This window comes from Corynebacterium hylobatis (assembly GCF_003955685.1).
Lineage (GTDB): Bacteria > Actinomycetota > Actinomycetes > Mycobacteriales > Mycobacteriaceae > Corynebacterium > Corynebacterium hylobatis.
Genome location: NZ_RXHJ01000005.1, coordinates 91,735 through 109,092 on the forward strand (window position 1 = coordinate 91,735; position 17,358 = coordinate 109,092).

At 64.7% G+C, this 17,358-nt stretch carries 23 protein-coding genes; 1 reads left to right on the forward strand and 22 read right to left on the reverse strand.

Annotated elements, in window-relative coordinates; translation table 11 throughout:
- Positions 1 to 10 precede the first annotated feature (10 nt).
- From rplQ to rpsH, 16 genes are all read right to left on the reverse strand, one after another.
- On the reverse strand, positions 11 to 598 hold the full coding sequence (rplQ, locus tag EAH68_RS04520) for a 50S ribosomal protein L17 (protein WP_126120143.1): 588 nt from the start codon (positions 596 to 598) through the stop codon (positions 11 to 13).
- Between the two features lie 74 nt (positions 599 to 672).
- Complete coding sequence (locus EAH68_RS04525; protein ID WP_126120144.1) at positions 673 to 1,698, reverse strand: DNA-directed RNA polymerase subunit alpha; 1,026 nt, start codon at positions 1,696 to 1,698, stop codon at positions 673 to 675.
- Between the two features lie 107 nt (positions 1,699 to 1,805).
- Positions 1,806 to 2,411 carry a 30S ribosomal protein S4 gene (gene rpsD / locus EAH68_RS04530; protein ID WP_126120145.1) on the reverse strand — a complete coding sequence of 202 codons (606 nt, stop codon included), beginning with the start codon at positions 2,409 to 2,411 and terminating at the stop codon, positions 1,806 to 1,808.
- Between the two features lie 21 nt (positions 2,412 to 2,432).
- Positions 2,433 to 2,837: a 30S ribosomal protein S11 gene (gene rpsK, locus EAH68_RS04535; protein ID WP_126120146.1), complete on the reverse strand. Its 405-nt coding sequence runs from the start codon at positions 2,835 to 2,837 to the stop codon at positions 2,433 to 2,435.
- A gap of 3 nt (positions 2,838 to 2,840) precedes the next feature.
- Positions 2,841 to 3,209 carry a 30S ribosomal protein S13 gene (gene rpsM / locus EAH68_RS04540; protein WP_126120147.1) on the reverse strand — a complete coding sequence of 123 codons (369 nt, stop codon included), beginning with the start codon at positions 3,207 to 3,209 and terminating at the stop codon, positions 2,841 to 2,843.
- Positions 3,210 to 3,411: 202 nt separating this feature from the next.
- Complete coding sequence (infA, locus tag EAH68_RS04545) at positions 3,412 to 3,630, reverse strand: translation initiation factor IF-1 (protein WP_003854422.1); 219 nt, start codon at positions 3,628 to 3,630, stop codon at positions 3,412 to 3,414.
- Between the two features lie 266 nt (positions 3,631 to 3,896).
- Positions 3,897 to 4,601, reverse strand: coding sequence for a L,D-transpeptidase (locus EAH68_RS04550; RefSeq protein WP_126120148.1), 705 nt, complete (start codon positions 4,599 to 4,601; stop codon positions 3,897 to 3,899).
- Positions 4,602 to 4,663: 62 nt separating this feature from the next.
- A complete protein-coding gene (map, locus tag EAH68_RS04555) occupies positions 4,664 to 5,458 on the reverse strand; it encodes a type I methionyl aminopeptidase (protein WP_126120149.1) in 795 nt (264 codons plus the stop codon).
- 87 nt (positions 5,459 to 5,545) lie between these two features.
- Positions 5,546 to 6,091, reverse strand: a complete 546-nt coding sequence (locus tag EAH68_RS04560; RefSeq protein ID WP_126120150.1) for an adenylate kinase — start codon at positions 6,089 to 6,091, stop codon at positions 5,546 to 5,548.
- Positions 6,088 to 7,410 carry a preprotein translocase subunit SecY gene (secY, locus tag EAH68_RS04565; protein WP_126120151.1) on the reverse strand — a complete coding sequence of 441 codons (1,323 nt, stop codon included), beginning with the start codon at positions 7,408 to 7,410 and terminating at the stop codon, positions 6,088 to 6,090. Before secY ends, EAH68_RS04560 begins: the two co-directional genes overlap by 4 nt.
- A 355-nt stretch (positions 7,411 to 7,765) precedes the next feature.
- Complete coding sequence (gene rplO, locus EAH68_RS04570) at positions 7,766 to 8,215, reverse strand: 50S ribosomal protein L15 (protein WP_126120152.1); 450 nt, start codon at positions 8,213 to 8,215, stop codon at positions 7,766 to 7,768.
- Positions 8,216 to 8,221: 6 nt separating this feature from the next.
- Positions 8,222 to 8,407, reverse strand: a complete 186-nt coding sequence (gene rpmD, locus EAH68_RS04575) for a 50S ribosomal protein L30 (protein ID WP_126120153.1) — start codon at positions 8,405 to 8,407, stop codon at positions 8,222 to 8,224.
- A 3-nt stretch (positions 8,408 to 8,410) separates the two neighbouring features.
- Positions 8,411 to 9,043, reverse strand: a complete 633-nt coding sequence (gene rpsE, locus EAH68_RS04580) for a 30S ribosomal protein S5 (protein ID WP_126120154.1) — start codon at positions 9,041 to 9,043, stop codon at positions 8,411 to 8,413.
- Positions 9,044 to 9,083: 40 nt separating this feature from the next.
- Positions 9,084 to 9,488 carry a 50S ribosomal protein L18 gene (gene rplR, locus EAH68_RS04585; RefSeq protein WP_126120155.1) on the reverse strand — a complete coding sequence of 135 codons (405 nt, stop codon included), beginning with the start codon at positions 9,486 to 9,488 and terminating at the stop codon, positions 9,084 to 9,086.
- Positions 9,489 to 9,490: 2 nt separating this feature from the next.
- Positions 9,491 to 10,027 (reverse strand): 50S ribosomal protein L6, encoded by a 537-nt coding sequence (rplF, locus tag EAH68_RS04590; protein WP_126120156.1) that lies wholly within the window; start codon positions 10,025 to 10,027, stop codon positions 9,491 to 9,493.
- A 16-nt stretch (positions 10,028 to 10,043) separates the two neighbouring features.
- Positions 10,044 to 10,442 (reverse strand): 30S ribosomal protein S8, encoded by a 399-nt coding sequence (gene rpsH / locus EAH68_RS04595; protein ID WP_126120157.1) that lies wholly within the window; start codon positions 10,440 to 10,442, stop codon positions 10,044 to 10,046.
- A 527-nt stretch (positions 10,443 to 10,969) separates the two neighbouring features.
- Between rpsH and betT the strand changes: the two genes are divergently transcribed.
- A complete protein-coding gene (gene betT, locus EAH68_RS04600) occupies positions 10,970 to 13,210 on the forward strand; it encodes a choline BCCT transporter BetT (RefSeq protein ID WP_126120158.1) in 2,241 nt (746 codons plus the stop codon).
- 149 nt (positions 13,211 to 13,359) lie between these two features.
- Here betT and EAH68_RS04605 read toward each other — a convergent pair whose 3' ends face one another.
- The 6 genes from EAH68_RS04605 to EAH68_RS04630 form a co-directional block, all read right to left on the reverse strand.
- The gene (locus tag EAH68_RS04605) at positions 13,360 to 13,686 is read right to left on the reverse strand and encodes a hypothetical protein (protein ID WP_126120159.1); all 327 of its coding nucleotides are present in this window, start codon (positions 13,684 to 13,686) and stop codon (positions 13,360 to 13,362) included.
- Positions 13,687 to 13,754: 68 nt separating this feature from the next.
- Entirely contained in the window at positions 13,755 to 14,309 is a 555-nt protein-coding gene (gene rplE, locus EAH68_RS04610; RefSeq protein WP_126120160.1) for a 50S ribosomal protein L5, read from the reverse strand.
- 2 nt (positions 14,310 to 14,311) lie between these two features.
- Positions 14,312 to 14,626, reverse strand: a complete 315-nt coding sequence (gene rplX / locus EAH68_RS04615) for a 50S ribosomal protein L24 (RefSeq protein WP_126120161.1) — start codon at positions 14,624 to 14,626, stop codon at positions 14,312 to 14,314.
- Positions 14,627 to 14,995 carry a 50S ribosomal protein L14 gene (gene rplN / locus EAH68_RS04620; protein ID WP_126120162.1) on the reverse strand — a complete coding sequence of 123 codons (369 nt, stop codon included), beginning with the start codon at positions 14,993 to 14,995 and terminating at the stop codon, positions 14,627 to 14,629.
- 229 nt (positions 14,996 to 15,224) lie between these two features.
- The gene (locus tag EAH68_RS04625) at positions 15,225 to 16,148 is read right to left on the reverse strand and encodes a hypothetical protein (protein WP_126120163.1); all 924 of its coding nucleotides are present in this window, start codon (positions 16,146 to 16,148) and stop codon (positions 15,225 to 15,227) included.
- 152 nt (positions 16,149 to 16,300) lie between these two features.
- Positions 16,301 to 17,290, reverse strand: a complete 990-nt coding sequence (locus EAH68_RS04630) for a hypothetical protein (protein ID WP_126120164.1) — start codon at positions 17,288 to 17,290, stop codon at positions 16,301 to 16,303.
- Positions 17,291 to 17,358: the final 68 nt, after the last annotated feature.

The following is a 17,358-nucleotide window of genomic DNA, read 5'->3' on the forward strand; positions in this document are numbered from 1 at the left end:
GGACCGCGAACTACTTGTTCTCGGTCTCCTCGGACTTGACCTCGGCCTCGGCCTCGGCAACGGAGCCCTCCTGGGCCGGAGCCTCAGCAGAGACGTCGCCCTCGGCGGGCTCGGTCGGATCTGCGGCGGTGTCCTCGGCATTGACCTCGACGTTCTCAGCCGGGATCTCCTCGGCCGCTTCCTCAGCGGCCTTCTTGGAGGCGGCCGCGCGGGTGGCGCGGGAAGCCTCGGAGCTCACGGTCTCCTCGAGAACGAGGGAGATCTGGGACATCGGGGCGTTGTCACCGGCGCGGTTCTCGAGCTTGATGATGCGGGTGTAGCCACCATCACGGTTCTCGAACTTCGGGGCCAGCTCGTTGAAGAGGTAGGCCACGACGTCCTTCTGCGGAACATCGGCGAGCACCTGACGGCGGGCGTTGACGGAACCGTCCTTGGCCTTGGTGATCAGCTTCTCCACGTAGGGACGCAGGGTCTTGGCCTTCGCGTCGGTGGTCTTGATAGCACCGTGCTCGAACAGCGCGGCAGCCAGGTTAGAGAGGATCTTCTTCTGGTTGCTTGCGCCGCCGCCGAGACGGGTGCCCTTCTTGGGGGTAGGCATGTTGGTACTCCTCGGGTACGTGTGTGTTGAGCGCGTGGGCGCCCGGCGTCAGTGCCGGGGCCCGGCTGGGCGTGCTACTCGGAATCCTCGGCTGCGTCTCCGTCGTTGTCGACGAAGTCGCCGGTCTCGGCGTCGTAGCCTTCCAGGGTGGAGGGATCGAAATCCTCAGGGGCATCCTTCAGGGTCAGACCCAGGCCGGCGAGCTTGATCTTCACTTCGTTTATGGACTTCTGACCGAAGTTGCGGATGTCCAGCAGATCTGATTCGGTGCACTCTGCGAGCTCACCGACGGTGTGGATCTCCTGACGCTTCAGGCAGTTGTACGAACGGACAGAGAAGTTCAGGTCCTCGATCGGCATACCGTAGGCGGCGATGTACTCGGTCTCCTGCGGGGAGGGTCCGATCTCGATGCCTTCGGCGGCGGTGTTGAGCTCACGGGCGAGGCCGAAGAGCTCGACGAGGGTCTTGCCTGCGGAGGCGACTGCATCGCGGGCGGTGATGGAGTTCTTGGTCTCGACGTCGATGATCAGCTTGTCGAAGTCCGTGCGCTGCTCGACACGGGTGGCCTCGACCTTGTAGGTGACCTTCAGCACCGGGGAGTAGATCTGGTCGACCGGGATCCGGCCGATGTCTCCGCCGCCGCCGGTGATGGACGCCGGAACGTAGCCACGGCCACGCTCCACGATCAGCTCGATGTCCAGACGTGCCTGCTCATTGAGGGTCGCGATGTGCATCTCCGGGTTATGGATCTCCACACCGGCCGGCGGCTGAATGTCGCCGGCGGTGACCTCTCCCGGGCCTTCCTTGCTCAGGTACATGACCACCGGCTCGTCGGAGTCGGAGGACAGGACCAGACCCTTGATGTTGAGGATGATCTCGGAGACATCCTCCTTCACACCGTTGATCGTGGTGAACTCGTGGAGCACACCATCGATCTTGACGGAGGTGACGGCTGCGCCCGGGATGGACGACAGCAGGGTACGGCGCAGCGAGTTGCCGAGGGTGTAGCCGAAACCGGGCTCGAGCGGCTCAATGACGAACCGGGAACGAGCAGAGTCGATGTACTCCTCGGTGAGCACAGGACGCTGGGAAATGAGCATGAGACTCTCCTTTGTCGACGCCCGCTATTTGACGTCGTTGAAGAAAATGAGGATTGCAGTTGAGAGGATTCCAACCCGGACCGGCGTGCGCCGGTCCGGGTGAAGAATTACTTCGAGTAGAACTCGACGATGAGCTGCTCCTGCAGCGGAACGTCGATCTGGGCGCGCTCGGGCAGCTGGTGCACGAGGGTGCGCAGGGTGGACGGAACGACCTGCAGCCAGGCCGGGACAACGGCGTCGATGAGGGAGTCCTGTGCCTCCTCGAACCAGATCATCTGGCGGGACTTGTCACGCACGTCGATGATGTCGTACTGCGACACCTGGTAGGACGGGACGTTGACCTTCTTGCCGTTGACCAGGAAGTGGCCGTGGGACACCAGCTGGCGGGCCTGACGACGGGTCTTGGCCAGTCCGGCACGGTAGACGACGTTGTCGAGGCGGGACTCCAGCAGGATGACCAGGTTGTCGCCGGTCTTACCCGGACGACGGTTGGCCTCGGCGTAGTAGCGACGGAACTGCTTCTCCATCACGCCGTAGGTGAAACGAGCCTTCTGCTTCTCCTGCAGCTGCAGGAGGTACTCGGACTCCTTGATGCGGGCGCGGCCAGCCTGACCCGGGGGGTAGGGGCGACGCTCAAACGCCATGTCTCCGCCGACAAGGTCGACGCGGAGGCGGCGGGACTTACGGGTTACAGGACCGGTATAACGAGCCATATCTGCTTACCTCTTCCTTTCTTAGACGCGACGACGCTTGGCCGGACGGCAGCCGTTGTGCGGCTGGGGGGTCACGTCCGAGATGGAGGACACCTCAAGGCCGGCGGCCTGGAGGGAACGGATTGCGGTCTCGCGGCCCGAACCCGGGCCCTTGACGAACACGTCGACCTTCTTCATGCCGTGGTCCATTGCCTTGCGGGCAGCGTTCTCGGCGGCCATCTGTGCGGCGAACGGGGTGGACTTACGGGAGCCCTTGAACCCGACGTGGCCGGAGGATGCCCAGGAGATCACAGCACCGGAGGCGTCCGTGATGGACACGATGGTGTTGTTGAAGGTGGACTTGATGTAGGCGTGGCCCTGGGCCACGTTCTTCTTTACGACGCGACGGCCGGTACGGCGTGCGCCAGAGCGAGTCTTCGGAGGCATATTCTACTTCTTCTTTCCGGCGATCGTCTTCTTCGGACCCTTACGCGTACGTGCGTTGGTCTTGGTGCGCTGGCCCCGGACGGGCAGGCCACGACGGTGGCGCAGGCCCTGGTAGGAGCCGATCTCAATCTTGCGACGAATATCAGCCTGAACCTCGCGGCGGAGGTCACCCTCGACCTTCCAGGAGGTTTCGATGACGTCACGGAGAGCGGCAACCTGATCATCGGTCAGGTTGTCGGTGCGCAGGTCGGGAGAGACGCCGGTCTCCTCGAGAAGCTTGGCGGCACGGGCGGGCCCGATGCCGTAGATGTAAGTGAGTGCAACCTCCATGCGCTTGTTGCGCGGGAGGTCAACACCAGCAAGACGTGCCATGTGGTACGTACCTTTCGGGTTGTTACGGTGGTTTTCTCCCTACTCATCCCCACCAGACGGTGCTTTTCCCGGACCGATGACCGGGCGATGGACCGTGATTCGTGGGGCTCCAGCCACCGTGGCCGAAGGTGAGTGTGACACTCGCAGGGGCGGCGTTGAGCAACCCCGCGGCGAATGCCGTGGAGTAGGGAGGCGGTTTGCTTTACTTGTAGCGGTAGACGATGCGTCCGCGGGTCAGGTCGTACGGAGACAGCTCCACAACGACGCGATCCTCGGGCAGGATACGGATGTAGTGCTGGCGCATCTTGCCACTGATGTGAGCGAGAACCTTGTGCCCGTTGTCGAGCTCGACACGGAACATTGCATTCGGCAGGGGCTCGACAATGCGACCCTCAACCTCGATGGCGCCTTCCTTAGCCATATCCTCCACATTCCCGGAGTCGGCTCAGGGCCGGCCCCTTAGTTTTCCACTGCAAAAGGGTGGCATAACGCGAACTGCGTATACACCATTGTCAAAGGTTACACGCGCGGGTCCTAAATACCAAACAACCGGTGAACCGACAACATTGACCCGTCCTTCTTTTTCCCGCAGGTCACCCCTGCCAGGCAGGGCCGGGAACAGCAGAGAGGGACTCGGCTGACGCCGGGCCCCTCTCCTGTTCTCTGTGTTCTGCTGTTCGGCCGGTACTAGTAGATGAAGACCTTGTCGCCGATCTGCAGGTCGTTGAAGTACGTCACGGCGTCGTTGGGGTTGAGGCGGATGCAGCCCGCAGACTCGTAGGCCAGGTTGCCCTGGTGGAAGGCATGGCCGTTGTAGGTGAAGTACACGGCGTAGGGCATCGGGGCGTTGTTGAAGATGTAGGACACCTCGTCCTTGACCTTACGGTTGACCCAGAAGGTGCCGCGCGGGGTCTCCTGGCCCGGCTTACCCGGAGCATGGGCGACGGGGCCGTAGTAGACCTGACCATTGTTCTGCAGCCAGGTACGGCGGCCATCAATGTCGACGCAGACCTTGGCGTCCGCCGGGCAGGGGCCGGTGTTCATCGCCGGGGTGCCCACGGGCGCGGGTGCCGGCTGCGGCTTCGGACGGGCGGCCTCGGTGCGCTGGTTGATCAGGCCCGGGAACGCGCTCTCAATGGCTGCGTCATAGGCCCCGCGTACGGCATTGGCCGCCTGCGGGTGCAGTGCGGAGGTCTGCTGGTGGATCTGGGTGCGGGTGCTCCATGCCGAATCACGCAGATCCTGCTGTGAAGAACCCACCGCGTCGGCGACGTTCGAAGAGGCATCCGGCAGGGCGGGCTGCGCCTGCGCGGCCACAGGGGCAACGAGCAGCGTTGCGGCGGCTGCGACAGAGGCGAGGAGGCCGGTGAGGCGACGGGAGATGGAACTCATGCCCTGAAGTATAAGCCCCCACAACCGATTCCACCGGCTGAAACCCCATTGTGGGGTTGGTCTCACCTGCGGGGAGTGAGGATCCGTGGGCCGTTCTCAGTCGCGGCGACGGTGTGCTCCCAGTGGGCGGAGAAGGAACCGTCGAGGGTGACCACGGTCCAGTCATCGTCGAGCACCGCGGAATCAGTCGTGCCCAGGGTGAGCATCGGCTCGATGGCGAGCACTGAACCTGCCTGGATGAGCGGTCCCCGGCCGGCACGTCCCTCATTGGCCAGATAAGGCTCCTCGTGCATCTCACGGCCGATGCCGTGGCCGCCGTAGCCGTCGACGATCCCGAGCTTCACGCCGAATTTCTCCTCGGCGCGCCGGGTGGCGGTCTCCAGGGCGTGGGAGACGTCCGTGAGGCGGTTGCCGGGCACCATCGCCTTCAGCCCCTCGGCCAGTACCCATTCGGTGGCCTGATTGAGCTTCTCCACGTCCTCGTCCACCTCCCCGATACCGAAGGACCACGCCGAGTCCCCCACCCAGCCGTCGAGCGTGGCACCACAGTCGATGGAGATCAGGTCGCCCGACTCGAGGATGTCCTCATCGGTGGGGATGCCGTGGACGATGACGTCGTTGACCGAGGAGCAGATCGATCCCGGGAAACCCTGGTAACCGAGGAAACTGGGGACTGCCCCGGCATCGCGGATGACGGCCTCGGCGACCCGGTCGAGTTCGAGGGTGTTCACCCCCGGCCCCGCTGCGGCCTTCACGGCCTGCAGTGCGCGGCCGACGACCTCGCCGGCGGCCTGCATGGCGTCGAGTTCGCCCGGTGTCTTCGCCGGGATGGCGCGGCGCTTGGAACGGAATCCCATGGTGTGTGCTCCTGACAGCAGAAAAGGGGGAAGGGCCGCGGCCCGGGTCTTCTTCCGGAACGCGGCCCCCTGGGGAACGGGCAGAGGTTACTTGCCCAGAGCCTTCATGGCGCGGTCGTTGATCTCCTCGACCTCACCCTCGGCCTCGATGGTGATGATCTTGTCACCGTAGTGCTCGATCAGCGGGGCGGTCTCATCGCGGTAGACGCCGAGACGGGTGCGGATGGTCTCCTCGTTGTCATCGGCACGGCCGCGGGCGAGCATGCGCTCCACGACGACGTCTTCGGCGATCTGGAAGTTCAGCACACCGTCGAGCTCGTGGCCGTTCTCGGCCAGCAGGTCCTTGAGGATGCCGGCCTGCTCCACCGTGCGGGGGAAGCCGTCGAGCAGGAAACCACCGGTGGCGTCAGCCTCCTCGAGACGGGACTTGACCATGCGGGCGGTGACATCGGTCGGCACGAGCTTGCCGGCGTCGATGTACTGCTTGGCTTCGACACCCAGCGGGGTGCCCTCACCGATGTTGGCGCGGAAGAGGTCACCGGTGGAGATGTGGGGCACGCCCAGCTTCTCGGAGAGGATGACGGCCTGGGTGCCCTTGCCGGCACCGGGGGGTCCGAGGAGTACAAGTCTCATTTGAGCAGTCCTTCGTAGTTGCTTTGGAGAAGCTGGGATTCAATCTGCTTCACAGTGGTCAGGGCGACCGACACCATGATGAGGATGGCCGTGCCGCCGAAGGCGGTCATACCGGCGCTGCTGTTGCCCACGCCCAGGTCGAGCGCGATGTTCGGCAGCACGGCGATGATGCCGAGGTAGGCGGCACCGACGAAGAGCAGACGGTTCATGACGAAACCGAGATACTCCGCGGTCGGCCGTCCCGGACGGATGCCCGGGATGAAGCCACCGTACTTCTTCATGTTATCCGCCTGCTCAGCCGGATCGTACTGGACCGACACATAGAAGTAGGAGAAGAAGATGATCAGGACGAAGTACAGGACGATGTACTGCCAGGATGCCGGGGTGAGCAGGTACTGGATGACGTTGCGCTGCCACCAGTTGTCAGCGGTCGCGGTCGAGCCGGAGTTGACGATCTCAGTGATGAGCACCGGCATGTAGATCAGTGAGGAAGCGAAGATCACCGGGATGACGCCGGCCTGGTTGACCTTGAGCGGCAGGTAGGTGGAGGTGCCACCGTACTGACGACGTCCGACCATACGCTTGGCGTACTGCACCGGAATGCGGCGCTGCCCCTGCTCCACGAAGACGACACCGACCACGAGGATGACGACGGCGACGAGCACGACGGCGAACATCACGCCACCGGAGGTCTGGAGGATGTTCATGCCGTCGGTCGGCAGGCTGGTGGCGATACCTGCGAAGATGAGCAGCGACATGCCGTTGCCGATGCCCTTCTCGGTGATCAGCTCACCGAGCCACATCACCAGTATGGCTCCCGAGGTCATGGTCACGACCAGGATGATGAGGTCCCACAGGGTGCGGTCCGCGGCGAGGACGGAGATGCCCTGGCCCAGCAGCTGCTCGCGGTCCGCCAGGGCGACGATGCCGGAGGACTGCAGCAGGGCCAGAGCCAGGGTGAGGTAGCGGGTGTACTGCATCATCTTCGCCTGTCCCGACTGCCCCTCCTTCTTGAGCTCCTCGAAGTGCGGGATGACGACAGTGAGCAGCTGGACGATGATCGACGCCGTGATGTACGGCATGATGCCGATGGCGAAGAGAGACAACTGCAGTAGCGCGCCACCCGAGAACAGGTTGATCAGCGAATAGACGCTGCCCTGCTCCTGGGTGAGATCACGCAGGCGACCACTGATTGACGCATAGTCGACGCCCGGCGACGGGATCTGCGCACCTATGCGATAGATGATCACCATCAGCACTGTGAAGATGATCTTCTTGCGCAGGTCGACGTCCTTGAATGCCTGGATAATGGCGGACACGAAGCCTCCTGGCCCCACAGAACTGACATGCGTATGCCAGGGGTGAGGGAATTGACACGATTGACTCGATCAGCCTACCAGCGCCCCGCGCATAGTCTGATTTGCGGCCTATTTAACACTTTTGTTTCCCCCGTAAGCACCGATCGCGGGGCATGCCCCTGCTTCTCGACGCCGTCTCCGTCCGGCGTGCGAACGCGTTCGCCTGGCTCGGCGTGGCAGCAGCCGTCTCGATCTTCTCCCCGGTCATCGCGCTTACCATCGGGTGGGTCGTGTTGATCCCGCAGCAAAAAGACCGCACCCCCGCACTGAGTGAACAGTGCGGGGGTGCGGTACGACGCGGGCGTCGGGAAGCTGTCTAAGCCTCGGTGACGGAACCGCCTGCTGCCTCGATCTTCTCGACGGCAGACTTGGAGAACTTGGTTGCGGTGACGTTCAGCTTGACGCCGAGATCGCCGTTACCCAGAACCTTCACCGGCTGCTTCGGGCGCACGAGGCCCGCTGCGACGATGTCGGCCACGGTGACGTCGCCACCGTTCGGGAAGGCCTTCTCGAGGTCGGAAACGTTGACGACCTGGAAGACGACCTTGTTCGGGTTCTTGAAGCCCTTGAGCTTCGGCAGACGCATCTGGAGCGGCATCTGGCCACCCTCAAATGCTGCCGACACCTTGTTGCGGGCGTGGGTGCCCTTGGTGCCGCGGCCGGCGGTCTTGCCGCCCTTGCCGCCTTCACCGCGACCGACGCGGTGCTTCGGCTTGTTTGCGCCCTTGGCCGGGCGCAGATCGTGGAGCTTGATGATATCGCTCATGTTTTACTACTCCCCTGCCACTTCTTCAACGGTGACCAGGTGGCGCACGACATGCAGCATGCCACGGGTGGCATCGTTGTCCTGCTTGATCACGGACTGGCGGATCTTCCGCAGGCCCAGGGCCTGCAGGTTTGCACGGGTCTTCGGCTTCTCGCCGATGAGACCCTTGTCGAGGGTGATCTTCAGTGCCATGGTCTACGCCTCCTGACCTGCGCGTGCACGCAGCATACGAGCCGGTGCGACCTCCTCGAGGGTCTTACCGCGACGTGCGGCAACCTCCTCGGGGCGGACGAGCTGCTTCAGGCCGGCCACGGTGGCGTGGACGACGTTGATGGCGTTGTCGGAGCCCAGGGACTTCGAGAGGATGTCCTGGATACCGGCGCACTCAAGCACCGGGCGGGCTGCGCCACCGGCGATGACACCGGTACCCGGGGCAGCCGGGCGGAGCATGACGATGCCCGCTGCGGCCTCACCCTGGACCGGATGGGTGATGGTGCCACCGACCATCGGAACGCGGAAGAAGTTCTTGCGAGCCTCTTCGGCGCCCTTCTGGATAGCGGCCGGAACTTCCTTGGCCTTGCCGTAGCCGACGCCGACCATGCCCTGGCCGTCGCCCACGATCACGAGAGCGGTGAAGCTGAAGCGACGACCACCCTTGACGACCTTGGAGACTCGGTTGATGGTGACGACGCGCTCGATGTACTGGTTGCGCTCGTCCTGCTGCTGGTTGCGGCGATCGTCGCGGCGGTTGCCGCCACGACGGTCGTTGCGCTCGTTGGTGTTGCTGTCGGCGGTGCGTCCGCCGTCACGCCGTTCACGTCCCGGCATTACGCGATCCTTCCGTAGATGTTCATGATGGTGGTGGTCATTAGAACTTCAGACCACCTTCACGGGCGGCGTCAGCCAGAGCGGCGATGCGGCCGTGGTACTTGTAGCCCGCACGGTCGAAGACGACCTGCTCGATGCCGGCTGCCTTGGCACGCTCGGCGATCAGCTCGCCGACCTTGGCGCCCTTGGCCTTCTTGTCGCCTTCGAGAGCGCGGACGTCCGGCTCCATGGTGGAGGCGGCAGCCAGGGTGTGGCCGGCCAGGTCGTCGATGACCTGGACGTGCAGGTGGCGGGAGGTGCGGTGCACGACCAGACGCGGCGCCTCGGGGGTGCCACGCAGGGTCTTGCGGATACGGAAGTGACGGCGTGCGCGGGCTTCGCGTCGGCGGGTGGAGATGTCCTTGCCGACCGGCGTGCGCTTGGTGTTCTGTGCAGTGTTGCTCATGCTTACTTACCCGTCTTTCCGACCTTGCGGCGGACCTGCTCGCCCTCGTAGCGGATGCCCTTGCCCTTGTAGGGGTCGTCCTTCCGCAGACGACGGATGTTGGCGGCGATCTGTCCGACCTGCTGCTTGTCAATACCCGTGATGGAGAACTTGGTGTTCCCGTCAACCGCGAAGGAGATGCCCTCCGGGGCCTCGATGAGGATCGGGTGGGAGTAGCCGAGGGCGAACTCGAGGTTCTTGCCCTTGGCCTGGACGCGGTAGCCCACGCCGAAGATCTCCATCTTGATGGTGTAGCCCTCGGTCACACCGACAACAAGGTTGTTGACGAGCGAGCGGGACAGACCGTGCAGTGCACGGTTCTGGCGGTTGTCATCCGGACGGGTGACAACGATCTCGTTCTCCTCGACGGCGACGGCGATCGGGGCCGGAACCTCGAAGGACAGGGTGCCCTTAGGACCCTTGACCTCGACGTTCTGGCCGTTCACCGTGGTGGTGACGCCGGAGGGGATGGTGATCGGGTTTTTGCCGATACGCGACATGTTGCTTGATCCTCCCTTACCAGACGTAGGCGAGGACTTCTCCGCCTACACCCTTCTCGGTTGCCTGGCGGTCGGTCAGGAGACCCTGGGACGTGGAGATGATCGCCACGCCCAGGCCACCGAGGACCTGCGGCAGGTTGGTGGACTTGGCGTACACGCGCAGACCCGGCTTGGAGACGCGGCGGACACCAGCGATGGAACGCTCGCGGGACGGGCCGTACTTCAGCTCCAGGGACAGGGTCTTGCCGACCTTGGCGTCCTCGAGGTTGTAGTCGGCGATGTAGCCCTCCTGCTTGAGGATCTCCGCGATGTTGATCTTCAGCTTGGAGGAAGGCATCGACACGGTCTCGTGGTGCGCATGGTTTGCGTTGCGCACGCGCGACAGCATGTCGGCAATGGGGTCAGTCATGGTCATATGTGGTGACCGTTTACCTTTCTTGCTGCGGTTCCCTTCCCACCGGGGCGTTCACCGGGTGTTCCGTCGGGCCACTTGACGCTCCCGCGGACTCAGTAGTCCGGGGCGCTCGCTGCCACTTTCCACCCGGTCGCCAGTGTTGGCGGGGGGCCTGCAACAAAGTTGGATGTTCAGTTCTTGGATGGTCCTGGGCGCCCCACAGGGGCAGACACAAGTCCAGCGGCCAAGGCTACCCCCTCGCGGGGGCAGAACAAAATCGCCCCTCAGACACGGTTCCATCGCCGGAACCCGGTGCAGAGGAGGAAGCTCCCCGCATCCTTGACGACAATGATCATTTCATTATCATTGAACCGTCTCCCCTCGTATTAATTCTGAGGGAGAGCAAGGTTGTGTGCAGCGAAATCCCGTGGAGAGCCGATCGTCGGCGGTACGATCGACGCAAGGGGGACGATGCGTCGACCACGGGCTCCGCTGCTTTACGTCTGCCGGGAATCTCCCCGGCGTGAGCGAAAGAGAGTGAACGCCCTATGGCTGACCCCGAGGACATCAGCGCGCCCGAACAGAAACTGAAGAAACTTTCTGAACCCCTCGACAAGCTCCGGACCCGCCAACGCACCCCGCGCGATACCGAGCGGGAGGAGAACCGTCCGCCCACCTCCTCCAAGGAGCTGCTGAAGGGCGCGTCGGAAATCCCCAAGGACACCCGGATCCGCGTCAACTGGCGGGTGCTGAGCATCTCCTCGGCCGTCATCCTGGCCTTCTCCCTCTGGGCGGTCTTCGCCCCCGCGCACGCCGCCGCCACCATGCAGTCGCTGGTGCTGTGGGTCGGCGACAACCTCGGCTGGGTCTACGTGGTCACCGTGACCATCGTGATCGGCTTCGTCATCTGGGTCGCGTTCTCCCGGGAGGGCAGCGTCCGGTTGGGGCCCGACCACTCCCGTCCCCAGTACCGCCTGGTGACCTGGGTGGCCATGCTCTTCGCCGCCGGCGTGGGCATCGACATGCTCTTCTACTCCGTGACCGGCCCCATCAGCCACTACATCAACCCGCCGAACGCGGACCCGCAGAGCCCTGCGGCCCTGCAGGACTCCGTCATCTGGACCATGTTCCACTACGGCATGGCCGGCTGGGCGATGTATTCGCTGCTTGGCATGGCCATGGGCTACTTCGCCTACCGCTGGGGCATGCCCCTGTCAATCCGTGCCGCCCTCTACCCGCTGCTGGGCCGACGGGTGCGCGGCGCCACCGGTGACATCCTCGACATCATCGTCCTGGTGGGCACCGTGATGGGTGTCGCCACCTCCATGGGCATCGGTGTCGTGCTGCTCAACGTCGGTTTCTCCCTGCTCTTCGGCCTGCCGCAGGGACTGGGAATGCAGGTGGCCCTCGTCGCCGTGGCTGTCGTGATGACCATCGCGGCCTGTACCTCGGGCGTGGACAAGGGCATCCGCATCATCTCCGAGCTCAACCTCTGGGTGGCCGCCGCGATGATGCTCTACATCCTCGTCACCGGCAAGACCGCCTTCCTCCTCAACTCCCTGGTGGAGAACATCGGGCGCTTCCTGTGGACCATGCCCCAGCGCATCACCCAGACCATGGGCTATGAGGTCGACGGTGGCGAGTGGATGTCCGGCAACACCCTGTTCTTCTGGGCGTTCTGGCTGGCGTGGGGTCCGTTCGTCGGCCTGTTCCTGGCGCGTATCTCGCGTGGCCGCACCCTGCGGGAGTTCGTCATCGCCGCCATCACCATCCCCGTGCTCTGTGACCTGGTGATCGTCTCCCTCTTCGGCAACAGCGCCATCAATGAGGTCGTCTTCCAGGGCAACACCGCCTTCGGGCAGCTGGCCATCGAGAGCCCGGAGCGCGGCTGGTACGCCCTGCTCGAGATGTTCCCCGGAGCAATGTTCCTCATCGGCCTGGCCACCCTGTCCGGCCTGCTGTTCTACCTGACCTCCGCCAACTCCGGCGCCATGGTCATGTCCAACTTCTCCTCCTCCATCCCCAACCCCTCGGAGGACGGCCCCAAATGGCTGCGCATCTACTGGGCAGTGATCACCGCGGTGCTCACCATCGCGATGCTGCTCGCCGGTGGCGTGGTCACAATGGAGTACGCGACACTGATCTTCGCGCTGCCGGTGACGATCGTGGCCTACCTGGTCATGTTCTCCTTCACCAAGGCGCTGCGCATGGAGAAGGCCGACCGTGAGGGCCAGACCCTGCGCCGACGCACCGAGGCCGCGACAGGTGGCCGGGCCCCCGAGCGCAACTGGCGTCAGCGCCTGGCGGGTGTCCGCAACTACCCCTCGGAGAAGGCCTCCCACCGCTACCTCGAGGAGACCGTCGCCCCGGCGCTGGAGCAGGTCGCCGCAGAGTTCGGGGAGCAGGGATACAACGTGTCCTACACCTCCGAGGGTGACGAGCTGACCTCGCTGCCGACCCACTCGCTGCATGTGTACATCCCGGAGGAGCGCACGTTCCTCTACCGGGTGGGGGCGGTGCCGACCGCTGTGCCGACCTTCGGCGCCCGCCCCTCCCCGAGGATCCAGGAGTACCTCCGTCTGGAGGTCTTCACCGAGACAGGTTCCGAGGGTTACGACATCTACGGTCTCACGCAGGGCCAGCTCATCGACGATGTCATCGACCGTTTCGAGGGCCACATCAGCTTCCTGAACTACTCGGCGACCGTCCTGACCGCCTCCGTCCTCACTCCCCCGGTCGTGCCCACCCCGCAGGTGGAGGAGGGTCCGGAGGTCACCGACCCCCGGTAGTCCGCTTATCGACGCCCCGTGTGTCGTTCTTTCGACGGTGGGGCAGGGTCCCGACCCTGGATGGGACACCCTCACCGTCCTGGTCTCCATCATCCTGCTCATCCCCCGACAACGCAGGCCGGGAGGAGAAGGTCTGAGACATCCTCCACTCAGGCCGGCGGGGCCGGACACTCGAGCACGTCGATCGAGTTGCCCGTCAGGAGACCGAGATGCGGGTGCGCGGCGAACATCTGCAGGACCTGCTCCTGGGATGGGGCCTCGACGATCGCGTACGCGACCTTGGTGTCCTCGAAGCGGTCTGCGCCGGTCGAGGTGAGGCGTATCTTCTGGTGCAACGGCGCGCCCGGATCAACCAGTGAGTCCCCGACGGAATCCACCCAGGCTGCCCATCTCCGGAGGAACTCGGCGTTCGCCTCCGGGGTGAGGCTGCCACGTTCCTCTTCGGTGGCCGAACCGAGGGATCCGGGAGACAACATGAATCAGCGACGCCCCCTGGTACCGGGGGTACCAGGGGGCGTCGCTGATTCAACTGCGGGGCAGGTGACTACTTCTTGAACGGGAAGCCGAGCTCGCGGAGCAGAGCACGACCCTCGTCGTTGTCGGTCGCGGTGGTGACGACGGTGATGTCCATACCACGCGGGCGATCGATCTTGTCGACGTCGATCTCGTAGAACATGGTCTGCTCGGTGAGGCCGAAGGTGTAGTTGCCGTGGCCGTCGAACTGCTGGTCGGAGAGACCGCGGAAGTCACGGATACGCGGCAGGGCCACGGTCAGCAGACGGTCCAGGAACTCCCACATGCGGTCGCCACGCAGGGTGACCTTCGCGCCGATCGGCATGCCCTCGCGGAGCTTGAAGTTCGCGATGGACTGCTTGGCGCGACGCAGCTGCGGCTTCTGGCCGGTGATCAGGGTGAGGTCCTCGAGGGCACCGTTGATCAGCTTGGAGTCACGGGCGGCGTCACCGACGCCCATGTTGACGATGACCTTCTCGACGCCGGGGATCTGCATGACGTTGTCGAAGGAGAATTCCTCACCGAGCTTGGTGCGGATCTCCTCGCGGTAGCGGGTCTTGAGACGGGGGGTGTAGTTCTCGCTCATGCCTAGATGTCCTTCCCGTTACGACGCGAGATACGGACCTTCTTGCCGTTCTCGTCGAAGCGGTAGCCGACGCGGGTCGGGTCGCCGTCCGAGTCGATGACCATCACGTTGGAGACGTGGATCGGTGCCTCCTGGGTGACGATGCCGCCGGACTGTGCGCCACGCTCCTGAGAGGAGTCGGCGACGTGCTTCTTGATGCGGTTGACGCCCTCGACGAGGACCTTGTCGGTCTTCGGGAACGCCTGGATGACCTTGCCCTTGGCGCCCTTATCGGGGCCAGAGATGACGAGGACCATATCGCCCTTGTGAATCTTCAACTAGATCACCTCCGGAGCCAGCGACACGATCTTCATGAACTTCTTGTCGCGCAGTTCGCGTGCGACAGGGCCGAAGATGCGGGTACCGCGGGGCTCGTTGTCAGGCTTGATGATAACGGCAGCGTTCTCATCGAAACGGATGTAGGAGCCGTCGGTACGACGGGTCTCCTTCTTGGCGCGGACAATGACGGCCTTGACGATTTCGCCGGCCTTCACGTTGCCGCCCGGGGCGGCCTCCTTGACAGTGGCGACGATGGTGTCGCCAATGCCAGCAAAGCGTCGACCGGAACCGCCGAGCACGCGGATGCACAGAATCTCCCGTGCACCGGTGTTGTCGGCGACCTTGAGACGCGATTCCTGCTGGATCACGATGGGTCTCCTTGACCTGGATTGATGTGCGCCAGATTTCCGGCCTGGACGCACCTGGTCTATGTCTTGCTTGCTTCCCGAACCTGTCAACGAACCTGCCTGCGGAACAGCGGGCGGTCGAGGGGTCTCGCTGAGGGGCCCGGAAAATAAGCACACCTCAACGACCAGTACGGTCAACCTGGACAGTGAACCATATCTGCAGGCCGGAATCCAAATCCCGGCCCCGGCCTCAGACCGGTTTCTCGACGACCTCCCGCAGCCCCTCCTCCGCCGTATTCCGCGGAGGTTCCGGGGAAGTTCCCCCGATGACGGCGTGCAGGGCTGAACCGGTCTGCGCGTGCACGATCAGGGCCGTGCCGGCGGGGGCGGTCTCGGCGAGGGTGGTGAACAGGGCAGGGTCGAAGAGCCCGTGGTGGATCGTGAGGTCCATGCCCTGCCCCGCACGGACCAGGATGCGGTCCAGCCGCATGGGTTCCGCCGCCATCTGGAGTTCCGCGGCCAGATCCAGGTGCCTGCGGAAATGCTCCGGGGTGAGGGGGTGCTGCCCCGTGGCCTGGAGGACCAGGTTGGCCGACCACCCTGGTGTGCGCACCTCAAGGTGGGATGCAGTCGACAGGCCGGCCTTCTCGCGCGAGGAGACGATCGACTCCCCCACCCGCTCCGCCATGGCGACCATGTGTCCGTGGGCGGTTTCCTCGGCGGCGACGTCCAGGTGGCCGGGGGTGGCGGCGGAGACCCGCGCGACACCCGGTGCAATCAGGTCGATGAGCACCCCGGCCAGTTCATCTGAGGGGGCGTGACGCAGCTCCAGGCGGGTCTGGTCGACATAGAGGTTGACATGGAAGCGGAAGTTCCGGAATCCCGCCTCCCGGGTGGCCTCCGTGTTCTCCTGCAGCAGGGCGACCATCGCCCGCACGTCCTCCCGGGTGGCATCCTCCCAGGCGGAGACGGCGGTGGGATAGGCACCCAATACCCCGCTGGCCTGCGTCCGGTAGTCAATGCGCTGCTCCAGTCCGTGCGCGCGTGCCTGGTCCTGCAGCGTTTCCACGACGGGGGTGGCGTCGGGGAGCCCGCAGGCGATGAGGGATCCCACGCCGAGGGCGAGTGACATCAGCCCGCCGCCGATTCGTTTCAGCCTGCCCAGGGGTGCCATGAGCCCAGTAAAGCATGTGGCCCCCTCACCTGGGGGTTGTCTGCAGGAATGGGGATGTTATCGAGACGGCACCGGAATCAGTGAGCCGTCTGCGGGATGCGGTATCAGCGGCCGGTTGACGGCCGCCTCCACTGGTGTGCCGGCGGTGCTGCTCAGTCCGGGATCGCCTTCGTGACCACCGCCCGGATCCGGGCCTCGAAATCGCTGCCCGCCGGTTCCTGGGCGGTCATCCAGCCGGCCCACAACTCCGCCTGCGCGGAGGCCAGGTTCGCGTCCGTTACCCACAGCTCAGGCAATGGTTCCATTACGGGCCCGCCCCCCGACTCCTCCCGCGCGCGGTGGTGGATCTCCCGCCAGGCGGGCAGCTGCCGGGCCCTCTCCGCCGCCCGGCCGGCCGCGGCCACGAGAGCACCCGTGTCCACCCCTGTCCCCACCGCGGAGAGACTCACCACCCGGCTGTCCACGGAAGTCAGCTGCACGGGGGAGACCAGTTCCATGATGTCCAGGAACATCTCCACCATGTCCGCCAGCAACTGCGCCGACAGCACCGACTCCGGAGTCGAGTCGAGGAAGAACTGTGCGGCGCTGCGACCGCCGGCCACGGGCACGGTGAGGTTGAGTTCGCGTCGGGCCTGCTCTTCATCGAGGGGTGCGGTGGCCAGCAGCTCCCCGAGGCGGTCCGCAGCAGTGATAACCGGTTCCAGACGGGCCTGCAGAAGCACCGCGCTGCCGTCGGTGGGGTCGGTCTCGACATCAATCCGACCCGTCGCATGGACACCCACGCTGTGAAAGCCTGGTCCCGTAATCAGGGGGATCGCGGTCACCAGTTCCCGCGGGACACCACCGTGCAGCTGTATCTCCGTGCCCTGCACTGAGGCGGTGACCGTCCCCGGGGAGAACACCACTCCCTCCACGGCGGCGCGACGGCACTGGGATCCCAGCAGACTGACCACGTTCAGGATGGTCTCTACCCCGCATTCCCCCAGGCTGGTCTCACCGACACGGGACACCTGCGCAAGATCCCCGGCGGCGGGCAGATCATAGAAGCCCGGAAAGGCGGGCACCGGTCGCCAGGTCACGGGCAGGCCCTGTTCGGCCGCCTCCCGGGCGAAGCGGGCGGCGAGGAGATCAGAAGAAACCATGAACAACCTTGATAGCAGAAAAAACCCGGCCCCGCGCACAACCGGATGGGTTGTGGCGGGGCCGGGGG

Coding starts and splice junctions, on each gene's coding strand:
- infA (WP_003854422.1), bottom strand. CDS start 3,630: ATGGCTAAGGAAGGCGCCATCGAGGTTGAGGGTCGCATTGTCGAGCCC.
- rpsM (WP_126120147.1), bottom strand. CDS start 3,209: ATGGCACGTCTTGCTGGTGTTGACCTCCCGCGCAACAAGCGCATGGAG.
- rpsE (WP_126120154.1), bottom strand. CDS start 9,043: ATGCCGGGACGTGAACGGCGTGACGGCGGACGCACCGCCGACAGCAAC.
- rplO (WP_126120152.1), bottom strand. CDS start 8,215: ATGAGCGATATCATCAAGCTCCACGATCTGCGCCCGGCCAAGGGCGCA.
- rplE (WP_126120160.1), bottom strand. CDS start 14,309: ATGAGCGAGAACTACACCCCCCGTCTCAAGACCCGCTACCGCGAGGAG.
- EAH68_RS04560 (WP_126120150.1), bottom strand. CDS start 6,091: ATGAGACTTGTACTCCTCGGACCCCCCGGTGCCGGCAAGGGCACCCAG.
- rpsH (WP_126120157.1), bottom strand. CDS start 10,442: ATGACCATGACTGACCCCATTGCCGACATGCTGTCGCGCGTGCGCAAC.
- rpmD (WP_126120153.1), bottom strand. CDS start 8,407: ATGGCACTGAAGATCACCCTCGACAAGGGTCTCATCGGCGAGAAGCCG.
- rplF (WP_126120156.1), bottom strand. CDS start 10,027: ATGTCGCGTATCGGCAAAAACCCGATCACCATCCCCTCCGGCGTCACC.
- EAH68_RS04525 (WP_126120144.1), bottom strand. CDS start 1,698: ATGCTCATTTCCCAGCGTCCTGTGCTCACCGAGGAGTACATCGACTCT.
- EAH68_RS04625 (WP_126120163.1), bottom strand. CDS start 16,148: ATGGCACCCCTGGGCAGGCTGAAACGAATCGGCGGCGGGCTGATGTCA.
- rplR (WP_126120155.1), bottom strand. CDS start 9,488: ATGAGCAACACTGCACAGAACACCAAGCGCACGCCGGTCGGCAAGGAC.
- rpsD (WP_126120145.1), bottom strand. CDS start 2,411: ATGGCTCGTTATACCGGTCCTGTAACCCGTAAGTCCCGCCGCCTCCGC.
- EAH68_RS04605 (WP_126120159.1), bottom strand. CDS start 13,686: ATGTTGTCTCCCGGATCCCTCGGTTCGGCCACCGAAGAGGAACGTGGC.
- betT (WP_126120158.1), top strand. CDS start 10,970: ATGGCTGACCCCGAGGACATCAGCGCGCCCGAACAGAAACTGAAGAAA.
- map (WP_126120149.1), bottom strand. CDS start 5,458: ATGGGATTCCGTTCCAAGCGCCGCGCCATCCCGGCGAAGACACCGGGC.
- EAH68_RS04550 (WP_126120148.1), bottom strand. CDS start 4,601: ATGAGTTCCATCTCCCGTCGCCTCACCGGCCTCCTCGCCTCTGTCGCA.
- EAH68_RS04630 (WP_126120164.1), bottom strand. CDS start 17,290: ATGGTTTCTTCTGATCTCCTCGCCGCCCGCTTCGCCCGGGAGGCGGCC.
- rpsK (WP_126120146.1), bottom strand. CDS start 2,837: ATGCCTCCGAAGACTCGCTCTGGCGCACGCCGTACCGGCCGTCGCGTC.
- rplQ (WP_126120143.1), bottom strand. CDS start 598: ATGCCTACCCCCAAGAAGGGCACCCGTCTCGGCGGCGGCGCAAGCAAC.